The sequence below is a fragment of the Mesorhizobium sp. WSM4810 genome, from assembly GCF_055811235.1.
The window spans coordinates 221,607-242,025 of sequence record NZ_JBVVQV010000002.1 but is presented as its reverse complement, the minus strand read 5'-3'; the positions used below and the strand labels follow the sequence as shown (position 1 = coordinate 242,025).

The following is a 20,419-nucleotide window of genomic DNA, read 5'->3' as shown; positions in this document are numbered from 1 at the left end:
CTCAATGAGGGGACTTCGCTTGCGTCCGAACCCTCTCACCCTGCGCTGCCCTGCGGATAACAGATGATCGAGAGATAGCGCATCGGCAGGACTGTCAGCACCTCCGGCCCGTGCGGCGCGTCGGCGTCGAAGAACAGGCTGTCGCCGGGCTTCATCGGGTAGAGGTTGCTGCCGTGCCGGTAGGTGACCTCGCCTTCGAGCATGTAGAGGAACTCCATGCCTTCGTGCTGAAAAGTCGGAAACACATCGGAATCCTCGGTCAGCGTGATGAGATAGGGTTCGACGACGACGCCACTGGTGTTGGAGCCGATATGGCCGAGCAGATTGTACTGGTGGCCGGCGCGCGTGCCGCGGCGCTCGACGTCGAGGCCTTCGCCGGCCCTGACGAAGACGGCGCTGCGCTCTTCCTCGAAGCGGCGGAAGAAGGCGGTGACCGGAACGCCGAGCGCCCGCGACAGCGCCTGCAAGGTGGTCAGCGACGGCGAGGTGATGCCGTTTTCGATCTTCGACAGCATGCCAAGCGAAATGTCGGTGGCAGCGGCAAGATCGGCAACAGTGATGCCGAGTTTTTTGCGAAACGCCCGCACCTCGCGGCCGATCGCGACCTCGAGCACCTTTTCGCGGGTGTCGCGAACGGCGTGCGGGTCCTGGCTTAGTGGCGTCCGGATCGTTGCCACGCCCTTCGGCGATGGCTTGGCCTTGGAAGGGGCTGCCCCATTCCTGGAATTGAAAGCTTTTTTCGCCATGTCGCCACCCCGGGTTCTGCGGATTTATTTCACTCGGGGTGAACATATTCGGTGCGGGTACCTGAGCGCAACTGCGAAGGCACTTTGTCGAACAGCGTGCTCTCCGATTTTTCCGCCGTCAGCGGTTTTGCCCAGAATCCGATCTGGTGCACGTGGTTTCAGCAGAAGGCCTGTTGACAGCATCGAAGGGGCAATTACTGTCCTGTCAGTGAAATTTGTTTCGTTAGGGAAATGAGACCGGGAGGCTCGCAATGAAAAGTCGTGTTGCCGTCATCGGAGCCGGACCGTCCGGCATGGCCCAGCTTCGAGCCTTCAAGTCGGCAGCCGACAACGGCGCGGATATTCCGGAAATCGTCTGCTTCGAAAAGCAGTCCGACTGGGGCGGCCTGTGGAACTACACCTGGCGCACCGGCCTCGACGAGCATGGCGACCCGGTGCACGGCTCGATGTACCGGTACCTCTGGTCGAACGGGCCGAAGGAATGCCTCGAATTCGCCGACTACACCTTCGAGGAGCACTTTGGCCGGCCGATCGGCTCCTACCCGCCGCGCGCCGTGCTGTGGGACTACATCAAGGGTCGCGTCGAAAAATCCGACGTGCGCCAATGGGTGCGCTTCAACAGCCCGGTGCGCATGGTGACCTTCTCCGACGCGACGAAAAAGTTCACCGTCACCGCGCATGACCGCAGCAACGACGTCACCTATTCGGAGGAGTTCGACAACGTCGTCGTCGCCTCGGGGCATTTCTCCGTGCCCAACGTCCCCTATTTCGAGGGTTTTTCGAGCTTCAATGGCCGCATCCTGCACAGCCATGATTTCCGCGACGCCATGGAATTCAGGGATAAGGACATCCTGATCATCGGCCGCTCCTATTCGGCCGAGGACATCGGCTCGCAATGCTACAAATACGGCGCCAAATCGATCACCTCCAGCTACCGCTCGAAGCCGATGGGCTTCAAATGGCCTGACAACTGGAAGGAAGTGCCGCTGCTGCAGAAGGTCGTCGGCAAAACCGCGCAGTTCAAGGACGGCAGCACCAGGGATGTCGACGCCATCATCCTGTGCACCGGCTATCTCCACTCGTTCCCATTCCTGACCGAAGATCTGAAGCTCAAGACCGCCAACCGCATGTGGCCGGACGGGCTCTATGAGGGCGTCGTCTGGGAGAGGAACCCGCAGCTGTTCTATATCGGCATGCAGGACCAGTTCTACACGTTCAACATGTTCGACGCGCAGGCCTGGTTCGCGCGCGACGTCATCATGGGCCGCATAAAACTGCCTTCGGCCGAGGCGATGGCCGAACACGGCAGGAACTGGCGGGCGCGTGAGGAAACGCTGGAAGACGCCGAGCAGATGATCTGGTTCCAGGGCGACTACACCAGGGAGTTGATGGAGCAGACCGATTATCCGGGCTTCGACGTCGAGGCCGTCAATCAGACCTTCATGGAATGGGAGCACCACAAGGCGCAAGACATCATGGGTTTCCGCGACCACGCCTACCGCTCGCTGATGACCGGCACGATGGCGCCGCTGCACCATACGCCCTGGCTGCAGGCGATGGACGATTCAATGGAATCCTATCTCGAGGTGAAAGGCGTCGCGGCGGAGTAGCGGCTTCTTCACCACACAGCTTTGCGCGACATGCGTCAGTTGCTGCGCGCCTCGCGCATCTCTTTCGTCGCTTCAATGATCCGGCCGAGCAGGGCATGGAGATCGTCGCGGTGGCCGCTGCGGCCGGCGGGGCCGTTTTCGTCCGAAGTCATGACCACGGTCAACGCGCGCCCGGGCACAACATAGACCATCTGCCCGCCATACCCCCACCCGTAGAAGACCGCTTCGCCCGCGATCTGGCGGATGAACCAACCATAGCCGTAACCGTCACCGGTGAAACGCGAGGCGGTGCGTGGCTGCCAGGAGAGCTTGATCCAATCGGCCGGCACGAGTTGCCGTCCGCCGCGGCTCATCCCGCCGCTGCGGTAGAGCTCGCCAAAGGCCAGCAGCGAGCGCGGGCTCATGGCCATCTGGTTGCCGCCGAGATAGATGCCCTGTGGGTCGCGGTCCCAGGCGGTGATGGAAAAGCCCTGCTGCGGCCCGAGCCATTCGCGCGCCAGTTCCAGGGTCGAGCGGCCGGTCCGCCGCGTCAGGATCGCCGAAAGGAGATGGGTCGAGCCGGTGGAATATAGCATGGTGCCGCCCGGATCGTCGTCGAAGGGCATGGCGAGCGCTGCCCGCACCCAGTTGTCGCTTGCCACCCAGCGCCCGTAGTTTGGGCCGGAGGTCCGTCCGAGCCCTGCCTGCATGGAAAGCAGATGACCGATCGTCACCTGCTGGAGCCGCGGATCGGCGTTCGCCGGCAGGTCGGCCTGAAGAAGCGGAGCGATCTTCTGGTCAGTGCCTTTGAGCACGCGCTTGTCGATGGCGATGCCGACAAGCGCCGAGATGATCGACTTGGAGGCGGATTTTATGTTGGCAGGACGTGCCGGAGAGTGGCCGCGATAGCCGCGCTCCGCCACGACCGCGCCCTCATGCGCGATGGCAACCGTGCGCAGCGGCGTCAGGCGCTCGGCCTCGTCAAGCAGCTTTCCAAGCCGCTGCTCCAGGCCGTCGGCAGCGTGAGCAGCGACGGAAAGGATGAGGAGAAAGGCGAGAATCACGGTGGGACGCTTCAGCATGAAGCCAGCTTGGGATGCATTTTGGGCAAGACGAAGGTGGGGCGGCGGGCAAAGACGCCTGCCTAGATGGGGTATCGATGGATGTTTTCGAAGACTTCGTGCTCGCGTCGGTGCGAGATTAGACAAACATTACCTCAAAATTTAGTCCGGTCATGGAGAGCGCACCAATTGCCGCGCCGCTTCGTGAAAGAGGCCCATTTCCGCCAGTCTGATTGGTTTAAGGGCGCTTGGGCTGACGACGCGATCTACGCGGTGTTATCCAATTGCCAGCCGTAGTTGCCGATCTTCGTTGAATGAGAGAATGCCGTCATGGCCCCTTCATTTGCTTATCGAGGAAGGCAAACGTGTCCTTCGCCGACTGTTCGGTCACCTCTGCGCTGTATTGATACACGATCTCCTGGCCATAGACGCCGCGTATGCGCTCCCCCGCGCTGCCCAATTCCCGATGATCCCAAACATGTGTCGCATGGTAGACGATGTGTTCGACCGGATCCCCCTGCGCCTTCCGTTCTTCGAGCAGCGTCTTGCAGCCGTTCATCGGCGGTCCGCCCTGCGTGTCCTGGTCGCCTATTTCAACCAGCAAAGGTATGACGATCTTTTCCGGAATGAAGTGCATGTCGACGGGATGCGGCATTCCCGGCATCAGCAAGTTCGCGAAAAGACAAACCGGGTAAACCGAGACGATAGCGCGAAATGGCTCGGTTCCATCCGGTCGCGACCGCCTCGATCCCGCGGCGGCGAGTCCTGTCATCGCGCCTTGCGAAAAACCCATCAGAGCGACGCGAGCGGGATCGACGAAATGCTGCCGACGGAGGTGGTTGGCAGCATCAAACGCATCCTTCAGGAGCCGAGAAGCAGGGATGGCCAAGGGCCGGACACAGTTGTCGTCGACTCCGCGCGGAGCCAGCGGATCAATGACGAGCGCCGCGTACCCGTGCTCGACGGCACGCCGCGCCCAATCGAACGTGTTCGAAGTGTAGAGATGTCCATAGCAGGTGGGCATGATGACGAGCGCCGGAAAAGGGCCCTCGCCAACAGGCTTGAACATCATGCTTTCGCGTCCGGCCGCAAGGTCCCGCGTCTGATCCGGAAGCGTCAAATCCGCGCTGTTAAAAGGCACGGCAAACTCATCGAACTGATCATCAGATCCAGCAGCAGTTGTCGCCAGCACAACCGCGATTGCGGTAGCAGCTAAGGATGGAAGAGACATCGTTCAGCCTTTCTAACTCTGGAACGATTACGCCGACGCTTGCGAGCCTTTCGTTTCTTTGGCAGTCCGGCTTTGGCAAGGTCGGCGAGTTCGCCTTCGAGAATCGCTGGAGAACGAGCCCTCTCGCCTCTATCTCCGGCTATCCCAGCTTTGCCCGTGCCTTGGCCGTCCAGGCGTTGAACAGCCGGTCGGCGACGATGCCGATGAAGGCGATGGCGAGGCCCGCGACGATGCCGCGGCCGGAATCGGCCTTGGACAGCGCGATGAACACCTCCTGGCCGAGATCGCGCGTGCCGACCATGGCGCAGATGATGATCATCGCCAGCGCCATCAGGATGGTCTGGTTGACGCCGAGCATGATCTCAGGCAGCGCCAGCGGCAGTTGCACGCGCAGGAACGTCTGGCGCTTGGTGCAGCCCGACACCTTTGCCGCCTCGATCAGTGCCGGTGGCACCTGCCTGAGGCCGTGATTGGTGTAGCGGATGGCCGGCACCACGGCGAAGGCGACGGTCGCGATCATCGCCGTCACGTCGCCGACTCTGAATAGCATCACCACCGGAATGATGAAGCAGAACGACGGCAGCACCTGCAGCGTGTCGATAACAGGGGTGACGATCTTCTCGACACGGTCGCTGCGCGATGCCATCAGCCCGATCGGAATTCCGATCAGGCAGGCGATGAAGGCCGAGATGCCGCAGAGGTAGACCGTCGCCATGGTCTTTTCCCAGAGGCCGGTCACCGCGCAGAAGACGGTCAGCGCCGCGACCAGGGCAGCGAGGCGCAAGCCGCCGAGCTGGTAGCCGGCAAGGCCGAGCAGGAACACCGCGCCCAGCCACGGAAAACCCTCGCAGAAGGCGCGCACCGGGTTCAGCACATTGAGGATCAGCGCCACGCGGAAGGCTTCGATCGTGTCGAAGAAGTTGATCGTGATCCAGCTCACCGCTGTCTTCCACATCGGCGCGGTGGTGAAGGTGATCGCCTTCGGCACCGCGGCGAAGGCCGGCACGAACAGACCAAGCAGTGTCGTGACGGCAAGGATGGCGACGGCCAGCGTCAGATTGGGGTAGCGCCGCCAGAAGCTCGGGCTGACCTCCTGATAGACATGGCCCTTCGCGTGATTGCGCGCGATCGCCTGGCTCAGCCGGTCGAGCGCGATTGCCAGCGCCACTATGGCAAGGCCGGCTTCCATCGCCTCGCCGACCTTCAGCGCCCTGAGCGCCAACAGCACGTCGTAGCCGAGGCCGCCGGCGCCGATCATCGAAGCGATGATCACCATATTGAGCGCCAGCATGATGACCTGGTTGACGCCGACCATCAATGTCGGACGCGCCGAAGGCAGCAGCACGCGCCACAGTTTCTGGCGCGCCGTGCAGCCGGCCATCTCGCTGAAATCGTCGATTTCGGACGGCACCCGCGACAGCCCCAGCATCGTCGCGCGCACCATCGGCGGCGTCGCAAAAATGGCCGTCGCGATCATCGCCGAAACCGGACTGTTGCCGAACAGAAGAAGCATCGGGATCAGATAGGCGAAGGTCGGGATGGTCTGCATCAGGTCGAGGGCAGGGGAGATCAGCAGCCTCTCCGCCCATGGCTTGCGCCACGCCCAGATGCCGACGAACAATCCGCTGACGATGCAGAACGGCACGGCGATGGAGATCAGCCCGAGCGTCAGCATTGCGCTGGTCCACTGGCCGAACAGCGCGATGTAGAGGAAACAGCCGCCGACCAGCGCGGCGAGCTTCCAGCCGCCGGCGGCACGTCCGGCCAGGAATGCGGCGATGCAGACACCGACCCAGGACAGACGCGGCAGGACGAGCATGTCGGCGCCATGGCCGATCTTGAAATTCTTGGCGAGCAGACCGAGCGCAAAATCGAGCGGCACACCGAGCGCCGCGGTGATCGAGCGCGTCAGCCAGGAAAAGTTCGACTTTATCAGGCTCATCAGCGCGCTGACCCAGTCGGCGACCGGAACGACTGCGCTGGCCGGATAATTGACCGCCCAGGGCAGTCTGTCCTGCAGCAGGAACACGGCAAGCACGGCTGCAAGGGCGCAGGCCCAGACCACCAGCCAGAGCTGAACCGGCCGCGATCTCGCTTCGCTGGCGCTTGCCGTCACTGTCATGCGTTGGCCCCGGAACGCTCGATGCCGGCCAGAAGATCGATCACCGCTTGCGGCGTGACTTCGCCGATCGGCTTGCCGGTGCCGTTGACGACGGCGAACGGCTTGCCGGCCGAGACGATATCAGCCGAAAAACTCGATATCTTGGCATCCGGCGCGACCACGCCGCCATGCTCGGCGCCGGCGCAGGCGCGCATCAGGCTTCGCGCCGAGATCACCTTGGCGCGGTCGACGTCGCGGGTGAACTCGGCGACATAGTCGGTCGCCGGGTTGACCACCAGCTGTTCCGGGGTGCCGATCTGGATGACCTCGCCGTCCTTCATGATGGCGATGCGGTCGGCCAGCCGGATGGCTTCGTCGAAATCATGGGTGATGAAGACGATGGTCTTGTGCAGCATGGTCTGCAGCCGCATCAATTCGTCTTGCATCTCGCGGCGGATCAGCGGATCGAGCGCCGAAAACGGCTCGTCGAGAAACCAGATTTCCGGCTTGGTGGCGAGGCTGCGGGCGATGCCGACACGCTGCTGCTGGCCGCCGGAAAGCTCACGCGGATAGAAATGCTCGCGGCCGCGCAGGCCGACAAGCTCGATCACTTCGCGCGCGCGCTTCTCGCGCGTCGGCCGGTCCTGCCCTTGTATGCCCAGTGGAAAGGCGATGTTCTCCAGCACATTCAGATGCGGCAGCAGGGCGAAATTCTGGAACACCATGCCCATGCGGTGGCGCCGCAGCTCGATCAGAGCGGCATCGGAGATTTTGAGGAGATCCTTGCCCTCGAACTCGACCTTGCCATGCGTCGGCTCGACCAGCCGCGACATGCAGCGCACCAGCGTCGACTTGCCCGACCCCGAAAGCCCCATGATGATGAAGATCTCGCCCTGGAGGATTTCGAGGTCGACGGCGCGCACCGCGCCGACCAGCCCGGCCGCGGCGACCTCCGCCATGCTGGCCTTGCCGTCGCGCTGGCGGATGAAATTGGCCGCGTTCGCGCCGAACAGCTTCCAGACGTTGCGGCAGGCGAGCTTTATCGGGCGGGCATCCATTGGCGTGCCTGCCGCTTGCAGCACCTGTTCAGTCGTATCGGCCATGCCGTCGTCCTTCTGGAATATGGGATAGAGACCCGGCCATGAATGACCGGATCTCGCAGTTTCCAGTTGGAGCGATCACTCGGCCCAGGCTTTCCAGTCGGCTTCGTGGGCGGCGATCCAGGCGGCGGCGACGTCTTCCGGCGTCTTGCCTTCGAGATCGATCTGGCCGCTCATCTTGTTGAGCTCGTCGGTGTCGATCGTGTAGTTCTTCGCGACCTTGTAGGCGACCGGCCATTTGTCCTTCATGCCGGCCCAGGAATATTTCCAGATCTCGCCATGCGGCTTGCCGCAGTCATACTTTGCCTCGGGGTTCACGCCCCATTTCGGGTCGGTGTAGCATTCCGGCGTATAGTCGGGGAATTCGACCCATTCGCCCTTGTATTTGGCCGGCGCCCAATGCGGCGAATAGACCCACAGCATGATCGGCGCCTTGCGCTGATAGGCCGAATCCAGCTCAGCGAACATCGCCGCGTCGGTGCCGGCATGGATGACGGTGAAGGGCAGCTTCAGCGCCGCGGCACGCTCGTCGTCAAAACCTTCCCATGTCACCGGGCCGCCGAGATAGCGGCCGTTCGGCGCCGTTTCGGCGGTCGAGAAGGCCTCGGCGCATTTCGGGTCCTTCAGCGCCTCCCAGTTCGGCAGGCCCGGGCATTTTTCCTTCATGTATTCAGGATACCACCATTCCTCCTTGGCTTTGGGCCCGAGCGGGCCGAGGCGTTCGGTCTGCCCGGTCGCATCCGAGGCCTTCATGGCTTCGCCGGCCGTCGTGTCCCAGAATTCCATGGCGACAGCGAGATCGCCATTGGTAAGGCCGGTGGTCAGGCTGGAGAGATAATCGGCCGTCGGGTACTCGACCGTGTATCCCAGCTTTTCAAGAATGCCGCCGAGGATCTTTGCGTTCAGATTGACGCTGGTCCAGTCGAACAGCGCGATCTTGATAGGGTCGTTCGATTCTGGCGCCGCCGCTTGGGCCGAAGGCGTCAGTGCACTTGCCGCGGCAAGTGTTAAGGCTCCCATTGATAATCTCGAAATCAAACTCCGAAGTGACATGCCTGTGCTCCTGTCAAGCTCTGGTGGAAGTTATCGTTCGTTCCCTTCTTGCGTCTTTTTGATTGTGTTGGAAAAGCTGGTCGTTGCGCAAGTCCATTGGCAGCAAATTGCTGTCGGCGCTGAAGTCGGCGCAGACGGGAATGATGCCCAATTCGATGAAGAGGTCGTGCGACCGCGTCATGGCTGCCGTGCTGCCGAAGCAGTGATCCGCGGATCGATCGCCGCTCTTGCGGCGCCGTCAAGCTTGCGAGCCATCAAGGTCCCATGCTGTCGGCTCTCGGCAGTCGCCGAAGCCATTTTCATGGGATGAAATTATATATACCAACATTCATGTCGCGCAACGACTAACGCGGCGCGAATCGCGCAATTCGGCTGCAGTTTCGCCGCCTGCCGATTATATCAGCAGATTGACGCGTGAACCCGCCGCGTTGCTCACGACATGATCAGGCCGCCATCGACATTGATTGTCTGGCCGGTGATGTAGGCGGCGTCGCTGCTGGCCAGGAAGCTGACCAGACCCGAAACATCCTCGCCGCTGCCGGCGCGGCCCATCGGGATGTTCTTCACCCATTCTGCCATCAACTCGCCGGGCTTGTAGTCGCCCATCAGTCTGCCCCATGCGGCGTCGTTGTAGGCCCACATGTCGGTGTCGATGATGCCGGGGCAGATCGCGTTGACGGTGATCTTCTCCTTGGCCACTTCCTTGGCGAGGCTCTGGGTGATGCCGACGACGCCGAATTTCGAGGCAGCATAGTGCGGCGTGTAGATGAAACCCTGGCGCGCCTGGCCGGAAGCGGTGTTGATCAGCCGGCCGCCGTCGCCATGCTTGCGGATGCGCGCGATCGCCTCCTGGCAGCACAGGAACACGCCCTTGGTGTTGACCGCCATCACCTTGTCCCATTCGGCCTCGGTCATCGCCTCGATCCTGGCGATGGTGATGACGCCGGCATTCTGCACGGAGATGTCGACGCGGCCGAACTGCTGTTCGGCCAGATCATAGAGGGCGGCGACCTCGTCCTTCCTGGTCACGTCCATGCGCAGCGATGCCACCTTGGCGCCTTCCGCCTTCAGTCCGGCGGCGACCTCTTCGACGCGCGCGTCGATGGCGCTGACGACGACAGCCGCCCCCTCAGCCGCGAAGCGCCGGGCTATGGCTGCACCGATGCCGCCGCTGGCGCCGGTGATGACCGCCGTCTTTCCCTCGAACCGCTTCATTTTCTCTCCTACCAGCAGACGAAGCCGCCATCGACGATCAAGTCGATGCCGGTGACGAAACTCGAGGCGCGGCTGGCCAGGAACACGGTCGGGCCGACCATCTCTTCCGGCGCCGCCATCCGCCCCATCGGCGTGTCGCGCTCGAAGATCCTGACCTGGTCGGCGACCTCCGGCCGCTTGTTCATCGGCGTCAGCGTGTAGCCGGGGCTGACGACGTTGACGCGCAGGCCGCGATCGGCCCATTCCATGGCGAGACTCCTGGACATGTGGATGACGGCGGCCTTCGACGAATTATAGTGCGCCTGGGTCAGGCCGCGGTTGACGATCGAGCCCGACATCGAGGCGATGTTGATGATCGAACCCTTGCGCCGCGTCAGCATTACGCGCGCTTCGGCCTGGCAGGACAGGAACACGCCGCTGACATTGACGTCGTAGAGCTTCTGCCATTTCTCCAGCGACAGCGTCTCGGCCGGCTCGGCCCCGGCGACGCCAGCATTGTTGACGGCGATGGTCAGCGGGCCGAGTTCCTTCTCCGCGCGTTCGATCGCCGCTGCCAAATCGGCCTCTGACGTCACCGTGCCGGTCAGCACCAATGCCTTGCGGCCGAGCGCCGAGATCCTGTGCGCGGTCTCGTCCAGCCCGCCCTTCGAGGTATGGCCAAAACAGGCGATATCGGCGCCGGCTTCGGCCAGGCCGATGGCGATTGCTTGCCCGATGCCGCTGCCGGCGCCGGTGACGAGGGCAACGTCCCCCTGAAGATCGAATAGTTTCATCGAAAATGTTTTCCTGTTGAGCCGCCGGTGCTGCCCTGGGAAGGAAGGGGCGCCAGTCCTGGCTGGCGCCCCGCGCGGTCCGGTGCCTGGGAGGATACCACCTGCTGCGCTCTATTCCGATCCTTTATGCCGCCCTCAGCTTGTGGCGAGCTCCATGACGGCGACGTTGCTCGCTTCGCTGCGGTCTAGAATGCCACGCTGCCGGCCACGGCTCAGCACCAGCACGCGATGCGACAGGCCGAGCACTTCCTCAAGGTCGGAGCTCACCACCACCACCGCCATGCCGGAGCGGGCGAGTTCGGCGATGACATCGTAGATCGCGGCGCGCGCGCCGACGTCGATGCCGCGTGTCGGCTCGTCCAGGATGAACACCTTGGGCGGCCGTGAGATCCATTTGGCGATGATCACCTTCTGCTGGTTGCCGCCGGAAAGCTTGCTGATCGCCTGGTTAGGCCGGCCCTTGACGCCGAGCCGGCCGATGCCGGCCTCGGCGAATTTCTGCACCGCCTTGGGAAACACCCAGCCATTCGGCGCGACATGGTCGAAATTGCCGATCGCCAGATTCTCGCCGATGGTCTGGTCGAGCACCACGCCTTGCGCCTTGCGGTCTTCCGGCACCAGCACGACGCCGGCCTTGATCGCCGCCGCCGGGCCAGTGAGGTGCACCGGTTTGCCGGCGATACGCACCGACCCCGAGGAAATCGGATCGGCGCCGGCGATCGCCCGCACCAGTTCGGTGCGGCCGGCGCCGATCAGGCCGGCGATGCCAAGGATTTCGCCGGCCCTTACCGAGAAGCTGACATTCTGAAAGCTACGTTCCGGCGAGGACAGATTCTCGACCTCGAGCAACGCCTCGCTGCCCGGTTCCGACAGCGGCGGGAACATCCGCTCGACGCTGCGGCCGACCATCTGCTCGACGATCGCGCGCACCGGAATGTCGGCGCGCTCGTGGCGGGCGACAATGCGCCCGTCGCGCATCACCACGACGCGGTCGGCGATCTCGGCGACCTCGTCCAGCCGGTGGCTGATATAGATGAAGGACATGCCTTCCGCCTTGAGCTTGCGGATCTGCTTGAACAACAGCTCCGTTTCCTCGCTGCCAAGTGCCGCTGTCGGTTCGTCGAAGATCAGAAGCTCGGCATTGAGCGTCAGTGCCTTGGCGATCTCGACCTGCTGCTGTGCGGCGATACGCAGCGTGCCCACCTTGCGTTCCGGCGAGACATCGAGGCCGAGCCGCTTCAGTTGGGCCGATGCCCGCGCATTCATGGCCGCGCGGTCGATGCGGCCGCCGCGCATCAGCAGGCGCCCGACATAGACGTTCTCGGCAACCGACAGGTCCGGCAGCAGCTTCAGTTCCTGGTGGATCATGCCGACGCCGGCGTCAATGGCCGCGGCGGGAGAGGCGGGGGAATACGGCTTCCCCCGCCATGTGATGCTGCCGGCATCGGGCTTGGTCGACCCGGCGATGATGTTGGAAACGGTGGACTTGCCGGCGCCATTTTCTCCAAGCAGCGCCACGACCTCTCCCGGCCGCACTTCGAAGCTCGCATCGGCCAGGACCTGCACCGGCCCGTAGCTCTTGCAGAGGCTGCTGACGAAGAGCCCCAGATGCGGGGTCTGCGTATGGCTGGGATCCAGGGACATCGTTCCGCTCATCAACTGCCGGACTCTTTTGGGATCAGGGATGCCTGATACTAAGGATGCTTGGCGATGAACTGATCGACATTGTCCTTGGTGGTCAGCGTCGCATCCTGCAGCTGTTCTGCGGGAACGGTTTCGCCGGCCACCAGCTTGATCGCCGCATCGACCGAAAGCCGGCCCATGCCTTGCGTCTGCTGCGTCGCAGTCACGTCGAAGACGCCGCCTTTCAGTGCCTTGAGCGCCGCCACGTCGCCGTCGAAACCGGCGATCCAGACCTTGTGGCCGGGATTGGCGACCTTGACCGCCTGCGCGGCACCGAGCGCCAGCGCATCGGCCTGGCCGATGACGATCGACACGTCGGGATGCGACTGCAACAGGTCCTGCGTCAGCTTGAAGCCCTCGTCCTGGTGCCAGCCTTCGCTCCACAGCTCGCCGACCACCTTGATGTCGGGATAGGCGCTCAGCGCTTCGCCGCAGCCCTTCGACCGGTCGACCTCGGGCGTCGTGCCTTTCTGGCCATGGATGATGATCAACTCACCCTTGCCGCCGGCCTGCTTGGCGATGTAGTCGCAAACCGCCTTGGCCGATGCCACGCTGTTGGTGGCGATGAAGGTGTCGCCGGGGGCGCCCTCAGCGTTGCGGTCGACATTGATGACCGGGATGCCGGCCGCCTTGGCCGTCTTGGTCGGCACGGTGGCGGCGGTGGCGCCGGCCGGGATGTAGATCAGCGCATCGATGTTCTGCGTGATCAGGTCCTGCACCTGGCTGACCTGGGTCGCCGAATCGCCCTTGGCGTCGACGGTGACGATCTCGATGCCCTTTTCCTTGCCATAGGCCTCGACGGACTGCTTGATCTGGTTGAAGAAGTCGGCCTGCAGGTTGGCGACGGCGAGACCAAGCTTCTTGGCCTCCTTGGCCGAGGCCATCTCGGACAGTCCGAGCAGCGGAATGACGGCCGCGGCAGCAAGCAGCAATGAACGTTTGGTCAGCATGTGTTTCCTCCGTTGATGTTCAATCTGTCCCGCCGGCGCATCACGGCGCCCCTTGGCCGAACAACTCCCAGTTTCGGATCACCGATCCGTTTTCGCCCGGACATCCGGGTGAATCTCATTGCGCCCCACTCTTCATTGCGCTCTGCGCCGCCATGTATCCGTGGCCACCGCCAGCGCGATCACCACGCCGATCACCACCTGCTGGATGAAGGGCGACACGCCAAGCAGGTTCAGCCCGTTGCGCAGCACGCCGATGATGAGCACGCCGATGGCGGTGCCGCCGATCGAGCCGACGCCGCCCGACAGGCTGGCGCCGCCGATCACCACCGCCGCGATCGTGTCCAGCTCGTAGCCGAAGCCGGAACTCGGCTGGACGGAATCAAGCCGTGCCGCAAGCACGATGCCGGCGAGCCCCGCCAGAACGCCGCAGACGGCGTAGACCCAGTTGGTCAGCGACTTGACCGGTATGCCGGACAGCCTGGCGACCTCGGCGCTGCCGCCGATCGCGTAGAGGCTGCGGCCGGTCGCGCGATAGTTCAGGAAGATCGCGAAGATGATGGCCAGAACGATCATCAAGCCGACGGTGACCGACAGGAAGCCGAAATGGCGGATGATCGACAGGCTGGTGAACCAGTCGGGGAAGCCGATGATCTGCGAGCCGTCGGTGATCATGTTGGCAAGACCGCGGGCCACCGACATCATCGCCAGCGTGGCGATGAAGGGCGGCAGTCTGGTGACGGTCACGAGCAGGCCTGAAACCAGCCCGCAAAGCCCAGCAACGACAAGCGCTGTGACGATGCCGGCAGGCATGCCGAGATTGAGGTGGTCGGGATGGGCGACGAAGCCCATCACCATGGCGGCGAGCGCCAGCACGGAACCGACGGACAGGTCGATGCCACCGATCAGGATGACCAGCGTCATGCCGATCGCCATGATGCCGAGCACGGTGACCTGGTCGAGCACGTTGAGGATGTTGCGGACAGTCAGAAACGTGTCGGTGGTCAGCGACAGAGCAAGGCACAGCAGCACCAGCCCGATTAGCGGTCCCATGGTTCCGGCGAACAGGGCCGAAAGCTTCGCGCCCGCCGCGGCCTGTGCATTTGGGCCGGCCTTCAACTCGCTTGCACCGTTGCTCACAGCCATTTTGTCTCCTCCATCAGCGCTCCGGCGATACGTCGTCGGCTCACTCTTGTTCACTAGGCACCTCCCTGTGAACAATTTATCTTTGATATGCAATTTTGTTCAGCTAAACTGTTCGTCGGAAAATTGTCAAGGCCCGCCGCATCATTCCACGCCGGTTTGCGCCGCCAGCCGGTTTGCCGTACGAAAGGGCATGAAATGCCGCGTTTTCAGGTCCGGTCTCATCCTGCGGATTCATGTCGGCTGCTTGAGCAGGGCAGGACGGCCAAGACGAAGTAAATGTTGACCATTTTGGCTTTCACTCACGTTGTAGAGGTATCCTGTCGATGTCCTGAATCTCGAATCCCGGGCATGCAGAATAATTTCGCGTCGCTTGGTCGGATAACGCCATTTGAATGGCATTTAAGGATTCGGACGACCGCGGGAGGGCAAAAAGATGGCGATGACAGAGAATGACAAGGCCTCGCGCTTCCCGGATGCCGAGCTGAAGGCCCGTGCCGCGTGGCACTATTATATCGAGGGTCTGACGCAGGAGAGGATTTCGGAGATCCTCGGCATCGGCCGCATCAAGGTGCATCGCATCCTGTCCGCCGCGCGTGAGGAGGGCGTCGTCCAGTTCCGCATCCGTGACAGCGTCGTCGAATGCTTGGTGCTGGAAGAGGCTCTGAAGCAGCGTTTTGGGCTCAGCCAGGCCGTTGTGGTGCCGTCGGCCGCCGACCGAAGCAACGCGCCGCTGATGATCGGCCATGCCGCGGGCGCCTATCTGGCCGACAATGTGAATGCCGGCGATGTCATCGCGCTGGGCTGGGGGCGCACGCTGAAGTTCGCCATCAGTGAATTGCCGCGGCGGCCGATCGCCAGGACGACGGTGGTTTCCATGCTGGGCGGCCTCACCCATGCCCAGCCGCTCAACCCGACCGAAAGCGCCTGGGAATTCGCCGAAAAGATCGGCGCCGAGTGCTTTCTGCTGCCGGTGCCGGTCTATGCCGACAGGCCGGAGCAGCGCGAAGCCTTCATGAGCCAGCGCAGCGTTCAGGACGTCGTCTTCCGCGCGCGCCGGGCAAACATCGCCGTGCTCAGCGTCGGATCGTTTTCCACTGACAGCCCGATCGCCAATTACGGCTTCATCAAGCCCAGCGAACTCGAAGAGCTTCAGGCGGCCGGCGCAGTTGGCGATATTTTATGCCATTTCATCGACGCCGACGGCCGGCTCGTCGACCATGAGGTCAACCGCCGGGTCTGCGCCTATCCGCTGCAGGACCTGTCGGACATCCCGGCCATCATCCTGGTTTCGGGAGGGCAGGAAAAAATCGCCATCATGCGGGCGGCGCTTGCCAACACCAGGATATCGGTTCTGATCACCGACGAGGACGCCGCCAAGGGCCTGCTCAACCGCTAAACCTGCCCGACTTCACCGAGCCGCACATGGGTCTCGCGCGTCGCCTGATAGAGGTCGCGGTAGATTGCCTTGCGCACACGGTAACCGGAGACCAGCCCGTCGACGGGGTCGACATGCTGGGTCGGCGGCGCGGCCATCGCCTCAGCCGCCGTTTCAGGCGAGGCAAACCATCCGATAGCGGAAGCCGCCAGCATGGCGGCGCCGAGCGCTGCGGCTTCGTTGACCGGCGAGACGGAGAGCGGCCGCTCGAGCACGCTTGCCATGATCCGCATCAGCAGGGCGCAGTTGGTGCCGCCGCCGGCGGCGATCATCGCAGCCGGTTTGCCGCCGGCCAGAGTTTCCGCCGCCTGCGTTTGCGCCGCTTGGGTTTCGGCCGCTTGAGTTTCCATTGCCTCGCTGGCGATGGCCTGCTCGAAGGCGATGCCTTCCAGAACCGCTCGAAAAAGGTGCTTCGGCTCATGGTCGAGCGACAGGCCGACAATGGCGCCGCGCGCCGCGCCGTCCCAATAGGGGCTCATGACACCGGCCCAATACGGCATGACGAGCAGGCCCTCGCTGCCGGCGGCAACGTCGACCGCTGCTTTCTCCAGCGCTGCAGCCGACGGCGAGCCGGTGGTGCGAACGATCCAGTCGACCAGTTGCATGCCCGAGCGCAGCACGGTCTCCAGCATGAAGCCCGAGCCGGTCGGCGAGACCAGCGTTCGAAACGCGTCCGAAGTCGTGATCCCATGGGAGTAACAGCCGCTGACGATGCCCGAGCCGAGCGACAGGTAGTTTTTGCCGTCGCCATAGACGCCCATGCCAAGGCCCATCGCCTGGCCGTCGCCGGCGCCGGCGACAACAGGCGTGCCGGCCTTCAACCCGATCAGCCGGGCCACGCTTTCGCCAAGCCCGCCGCAGATCGCGCCGGGCGCGACCAGTCGCGGCAACTGGTCCGGGCGCAGCCCCGCGGCCTCGACGAGCTGAGGGTGCCAAGTGCCATTCTTGACGTCGAGCAGCCCGAGCGGATCCGCACTTGCCGTGCTGGTGACCAGACGTCCGGTCAGCCGGTGGAGGAAGAAGCCATGCACGTCGACAAGTGCGGCTGCGTCATCAAGCGTTTGCGGCTGGTGCTCGGCAAGCCAGGCGATCGCATAGAGCGCGGGCGTCGGGTCCGGCGGTTTGCCGCTCCAGTCGCGGATCGTCTCGCGGCCGAGCTCCGCCGAAAGCCTGATGACTTGCGGGCGCGCCCGCTCGTCCAGCCACAGGATCGCCGGAATAAGCGGCTTGCCGGCATGATCGATCAGCGTAAATGTCTCGCGCTGGTGGGCGATGGCGATCGCCGCCACCCGGGCAGCGCCAACCGCCTCAGCGACCTGCTTCAAGGCGCCGAGCAGCGCGGTCCACCAATGTTCGGCATCCTGCTCGAAATGGCCGGGCCTGGGATTTGAAAGCGGATAGGCTTCGCGCGCCTGGAACAGCTCCTTGCCGTCGCGCGTGAAGGCAATCGCTTTCACGGCCGTGGTCGAGGCGTCGATCCCGATTACGACATCGTCCATCAGGCGGGAATCCAGCGGATCAGGCGGCGTTCGTAACGAACCGTCCGTCCGACTGGTCGAGACGACGGCGGATCTGGGTTATCACCATCGAATCGTCGGGTACACAATTTTCATAGGTGAGGAAATCGCCTGTCTTGACCGGCTTGACCACCTTGGCGCGTTCGGCGAGGCCGAGCGGCAGGGCGCCGCGGGCGCGCGCGTCCTCCCAGGTCATGGCGAAGCCGCGATAGTCGTTCTCGCCGATCATGCCGAGCGACTGGCCAGGGGCAAGCTCGCTCTTGGCAACCGCCACCGCCTCGGCGACCGGATGGTCGAGCGGCTCCATGTCGGCGCGCTTGTAGACCACGGCGCGCGCCGCCGACAGCGGCACTTCCAGGCTGGTCAAATGATAGGGGCGGAAGATCGTGAAATACGGGCCCTTGCCGACCTTGAGGTCGATCATGCGCTCCAGCACGCGCGGATGCCTGGTCTCGATGATGCAGAACACGCCGGGCGCCACGCCCTTGCCGATCGAATAGTCGACCACGCCCTTGCGGTGCAGCACGCCGCCATCCTCGCGCGGGCAAAGCACGCCGGCGAGTTCCTCCAGCGTCGCGGTCGGGCCGTGCATGCCCGGCACGTCGGGCACCAGGCCGGTGGCGTTGGCGATCGCCACCATTTCGATCGCCGTCTTCGAGCCGTCGACGAACTCGACCAGCATGCGCGCATTCATGTTGCGCTCGGCCGCCTCCTTCTCGTAGTCGGCCGGCATGGCGTCGATCTTCAGCGGATTGTTCTTGCCCTTGCCGGCGGCGATGATGTTGAAGCCGAGGCTCCTGGCAAAGCCGATGATCTCCAGCGTGCAGGCCGGCTCGTCGCCGGCCGCACCGGTATAGACGACGCCGGCCTTGCGCGCCTCCTCCTTGAGGAAGCGGCCGATGGTGATGTCGGCCTCGACGTTGAGCATGACGATATGCTTGCCGTTCTTCATCACTTCAAGCGCGAACAGCGTGCCGATGTTGGGATTGCCTGTCGCGTCGATGATGACGTCGATGCGGCCGGCGGACGCCAGCGCATGCAAATCTTCGGTCACGGCGATCTTGCCGGCCTCGATGGCGCGGTCGATCGCCGCCGCATTGCCGGCCTGCACGATATCCGAGCGGTCGTGGCCGGCGAGCAGCGCCGCATCGATCGCCGCCTGCGGCCTGACCTCGGAAATGGCGCCGATCCGCATGCCCGGCATCAGCGCGACCTGGACGACGATGTCGGTGCCCATCTGCCCGGCGCCGGCAAGCCCGATGGTGATCGGTCCCTGCTGTTCAGCGCGCTGCAAAAGTTCCGCTGCAAATTGCGGATGGGCCATGTCGCTTCCTCCAGTTCCTGACGCGCCGCAGCGTCGAAGTCATCATTTTGAACATTCCTATTTCCAAATGAAAAATATTTCAACCGGCAATTCGGCAGCCGTCCCCGCAAACATTCTGTGTTTTAATTTTTGCAAGCCTTGGCTTGCGGCTTGGCAGCGCGGTCAGTAAGGGGCGCAGAAAGCGGTGATCTCTTGGATGCAGGCGGCGACGACCGTGACATCCCTTCTCGCAAGCAAGCGAGTGCGACGAAAAAACTGATTTCATGGCTGCTCAGCTGCCGCTGCGCCTATCGCCTGCGACGAAGCCGCGCAACAGAGGGCGCTGGCCGGCATGCTCAGTCGGCGCATGCCAGCATATCAGTCAGCTGCCGACCTCGAAGAAGGGCGCGCCAAGCAGGTCGGGAACAACGTCGATGCCGAGGCCCGGCCCGTCCGGAATGCCCATGCGGCTGCCCGAAACCGGCGGCTTGTTCGATGCAGTGCGCACCGTCACCCATTCGTGGAAGGCGATGGCGTGCAGCCGGCGCTCCTCCGGCGTCGACAGCGACAGATGCGCCATGGCTGATGTGTCGATCTCGGCGCCGCCGGTGTCCTCGACGGTGATCATGAAGCCCAGGTCGACGGCAAGGTCGCGGATCTGGCGCGTCTTGGTCACGCCGCCGAGCCGCGAGATTTTCAGCGTCAGCCCGTCAGCCGCCCCCTTGCGGTGGATGTCGAGCATGTCGTCCAGCGAGGTGACGGATTCGTCGAGCACCATCGGCTTGTCGAGCGAGCGGCGCACCGACATGCATTCGTCGATCGTGGTGCAGGGCTGCTCGAACGTGTAGTCGATGGCGCGCGTCGCGTCAGCGAACTGGCGCGCCTGATAGGGCGTCCAGCCGGCATTGGCGTCGCAGAAGATGACGGTGCCCTTCGGCACCGAAGCGGCGACCGCGGTGACGCGCTCGATGTCGTCATGGACGTTGCCGCCGACCTTGACCTGCAGCCGGTGAAACCCGTCCCTGACGATGCGCTTGGCCAGTGCGGCCATCGCGTCGACGGTGCCATGGGTGACGACCTTGTAGAGTTCCGCCGTCTCGCTCTCGCGCCCGCCGAGCAGCGTCACCAGCGGTATGTCGGCGGCGCGTGCAGCGAGATCCGAGCAGGCCATGTCGAGCGCCGATTTGATGTAGGGATGGCCCTTGAACACCGTGTCCATCAGCCTGCCGATACTGGCCAAGGCGCGAGGATCGAGGCCGAGCAGATGCGGCGCAATTTCGATGACGCCGGCGCGAGTGCCGGCCGCGAATGCCGGCGAGTAGAAATTGCCGAGCGGCGCCATCTCGCCCCAGCCGGTCAGCCCGCTGTCGGAGGTGATTGCGACGATCACCGCGTTGAACGCGGCGGCGACACGCCCCTTGGACATGCGGTAGGGCCCGTCCACAAACGGCTGCACGACATGGTAGGCCTTGATGGTTTTGATCCGCAATTTTTCTGTCCGTCGCTGTGACGCCCTGAC

The 20,419-nt window shown here is 63.6% G+C and carries 17 protein-coding genes; 3 read left to right on the top strand and 14 right to left on the bottom strand.

Annotation, left to right across the window (positions count from 1 at the left end; all coding sequences use genetic code 11):
- Positions 1 to 35 precede the first annotated feature (35 nt).
- Positions 36 to 746, bottom strand: coding sequence for a helix-turn-helix domain-containing protein (locus AC0L3O_RS03935; RefSeq protein ID WP_473533937.1), 711 nt, complete (start codon positions 744 to 746; stop codon positions 36 to 38).
- 251 nt (positions 747 to 997) lie between these two features.
- On the opposite strand from AC0L3O_RS03935, the gene AC0L3O_RS03930 reads away from it, so the two are divergent.
- Positions 998 to 2,356, top strand: a complete 1,359-nt coding sequence (locus tag AC0L3O_RS03930; protein ID WP_287226114.1) for an NAD(P)-binding domain-containing protein — start codon at positions 998 to 1,000, stop codon at positions 2,354 to 2,356.
- Between the two features lie 35 nt (positions 2,357 to 2,391).
- On the opposite strand, the gene AC0L3O_RS03925 is transcribed toward AC0L3O_RS03930, so the two are convergent.
- The 5 genes from AC0L3O_RS03925 to AC0L3O_RS03905 all read right to left on the bottom strand — a co-directional run bounded on the left by AC0L3O_RS03925 (position 2,392) and on the right by AC0L3O_RS03905 (position 8,881).
- The gene (locus tag AC0L3O_RS03925; RefSeq protein WP_287226112.1) at positions 2,392 to 3,417 is read right to left on the bottom strand and encodes a serine hydrolase domain-containing protein; all 1,026 of its coding nucleotides are present in this window, start codon (positions 3,415 to 3,417) and stop codon (positions 2,392 to 2,394) included.
- A gap of 307 nt (positions 3,418 to 3,724) precedes the next feature.
- A complete protein-coding gene (locus AC0L3O_RS03920) occupies positions 3,725 to 4,627 on the bottom strand; it encodes a dienelactone hydrolase family protein (protein ID WP_473614857.1) in 903 nt (300 codons plus the stop codon).
- A 139-nt stretch (positions 4,628 to 4,766) separates the two neighbouring features.
- Entirely contained in the window at positions 4,767 to 6,749 is a 1,983-nt protein-coding gene (locus AC0L3O_RS03915) for an ABC transporter permease (RefSeq protein ID WP_287226108.1), read from the bottom strand.
- Entirely contained in the window at positions 6,746 to 7,831 is a 1,086-nt protein-coding gene (locus tag AC0L3O_RS03910; protein ID WP_287226105.1) for a quaternary amine ABC transporter ATP-binding protein, read from the bottom strand. Before AC0L3O_RS03910 ends, AC0L3O_RS03915 begins: the two co-directional genes overlap by 4 nt.
- A gap of 75 nt (positions 7,832 to 7,906) precedes the next feature.
- Positions 7,907 to 8,881 carry an ABC transporter substrate-binding protein gene (locus AC0L3O_RS03905; RefSeq protein ID WP_128167754.1) on the bottom strand — a complete coding sequence of 325 codons (975 nt, stop codon included), beginning with the start codon at positions 8,879 to 8,881 and terminating at the stop codon, positions 7,907 to 7,909.
- An 83-nt stretch (positions 8,882 to 8,964) separates the two neighbouring features.
- Here AC0L3O_RS03905 and AC0L3O_RS03900 point away from each other — a divergent pair, with 83 nt between their 5' ends.
- The gene (locus AC0L3O_RS03900) at positions 8,965 to 9,087 is read left to right on the top strand and encodes a hypothetical protein (protein ID WP_268931792.1); all 123 of its coding nucleotides are present in this window, start codon (positions 8,965 to 8,967) and stop codon (positions 9,085 to 9,087) included.
- A 226-nt stretch (positions 9,088 to 9,313) separates the two neighbouring features.
- Here AC0L3O_RS03900 and AC0L3O_RS03895 read toward each other — a convergent pair whose 3' ends face one another.
- The 5 genes from AC0L3O_RS03895 to AC0L3O_RS03875 form a co-directional block, all read right to left on the bottom strand.
- Positions 9,314 to 10,096, bottom strand: a complete 783-nt coding sequence (locus AC0L3O_RS03895; protein WP_473533934.1) for an SDR family oxidoreductase — start codon at positions 10,094 to 10,096, stop codon at positions 9,314 to 9,316.
- A gap of 8 nt (positions 10,097 to 10,104) precedes the next feature.
- Positions 10,105 to 10,869 (bottom strand): SDR family oxidoreductase, encoded by a 765-nt coding sequence (locus AC0L3O_RS03890; protein WP_473533933.1) that lies wholly within the window; start codon positions 10,867 to 10,869, stop codon positions 10,105 to 10,107.
- Between the two features lie 135 nt (positions 10,870 to 11,004).
- Entirely contained in the window at positions 11,005 to 12,513 is a 1,509-nt protein-coding gene (locus AC0L3O_RS03885) for a sugar ABC transporter ATP-binding protein (RefSeq protein WP_473614856.1), read from the bottom strand.
- Positions 12,514 to 12,563: 50 nt separating this feature from the next.
- Complete coding sequence (locus tag AC0L3O_RS03880) at positions 12,564 to 13,502, bottom strand: sugar ABC transporter substrate-binding protein (RefSeq protein WP_128171972.1); 939 nt, start codon at positions 13,500 to 13,502, stop codon at positions 12,564 to 12,566.
- 132 nt (positions 13,503 to 13,634) lie between these two features.
- The gene (locus tag AC0L3O_RS03875) at positions 13,635 to 14,645 is read right to left on the bottom strand and encodes an ABC transporter permease (RefSeq protein WP_128171973.1); all 1,011 of its coding nucleotides are present in this window, start codon (positions 14,643 to 14,645) and stop codon (positions 13,635 to 13,637) included.
- Positions 14,646 to 15,078: 433 nt separating this feature from the next.
- Here AC0L3O_RS03875 and AC0L3O_RS03870 point away from each other — a divergent pair, with 433 nt between their 5' ends.
- Positions 15,079 to 16,041, top strand: coding sequence for a sugar-binding transcriptional regulator (locus tag AC0L3O_RS03870; RefSeq protein ID WP_473533931.1), 963 nt, complete (start codon positions 15,079 to 15,081; stop codon positions 16,039 to 16,041).
- On the opposite strand, the gene AC0L3O_RS03865 is transcribed toward AC0L3O_RS03870, so the two are convergent.
- The 3 genes from AC0L3O_RS03865 to AC0L3O_RS03855 all read right to left on the bottom strand — a co-directional run bounded on the left by AC0L3O_RS03865 (position 16,038) and on the right by AC0L3O_RS03855 (position 20,389).
- Positions 16,038 to 17,579 (bottom strand): xylulokinase, encoded by a 1,542-nt coding sequence (locus tag AC0L3O_RS03865; RefSeq protein ID WP_473614854.1) that lies wholly within the window; start codon positions 17,577 to 17,579, stop codon positions 16,038 to 16,040. The genes AC0L3O_RS03870 and AC0L3O_RS03865 overlap by 4 nt on opposite strands.
- A gap of 19 nt (positions 17,580 to 17,598) precedes the next feature.
- On the bottom strand, positions 17,599 to 18,921 hold the full coding sequence (locus tag AC0L3O_RS03860) for an NAD(P)H-dependent oxidoreductase (RefSeq protein ID WP_287175611.1): 1,323 nt from the start codon (positions 18,919 to 18,921) through the stop codon (positions 17,599 to 17,601).
- A gap of 361 nt (positions 18,922 to 19,282) precedes the next feature.
- Positions 19,283 to 20,389: a mandelate racemase/muconate lactonizing enzyme family protein gene (locus AC0L3O_RS03855; protein ID WP_473614853.1), complete on the bottom strand. Its 1,107-nt coding sequence runs from the start codon at positions 20,387 to 20,389 to the stop codon at positions 19,283 to 19,285.
- Positions 20,390 to 20,419: the final 30 nt, after the last annotated feature.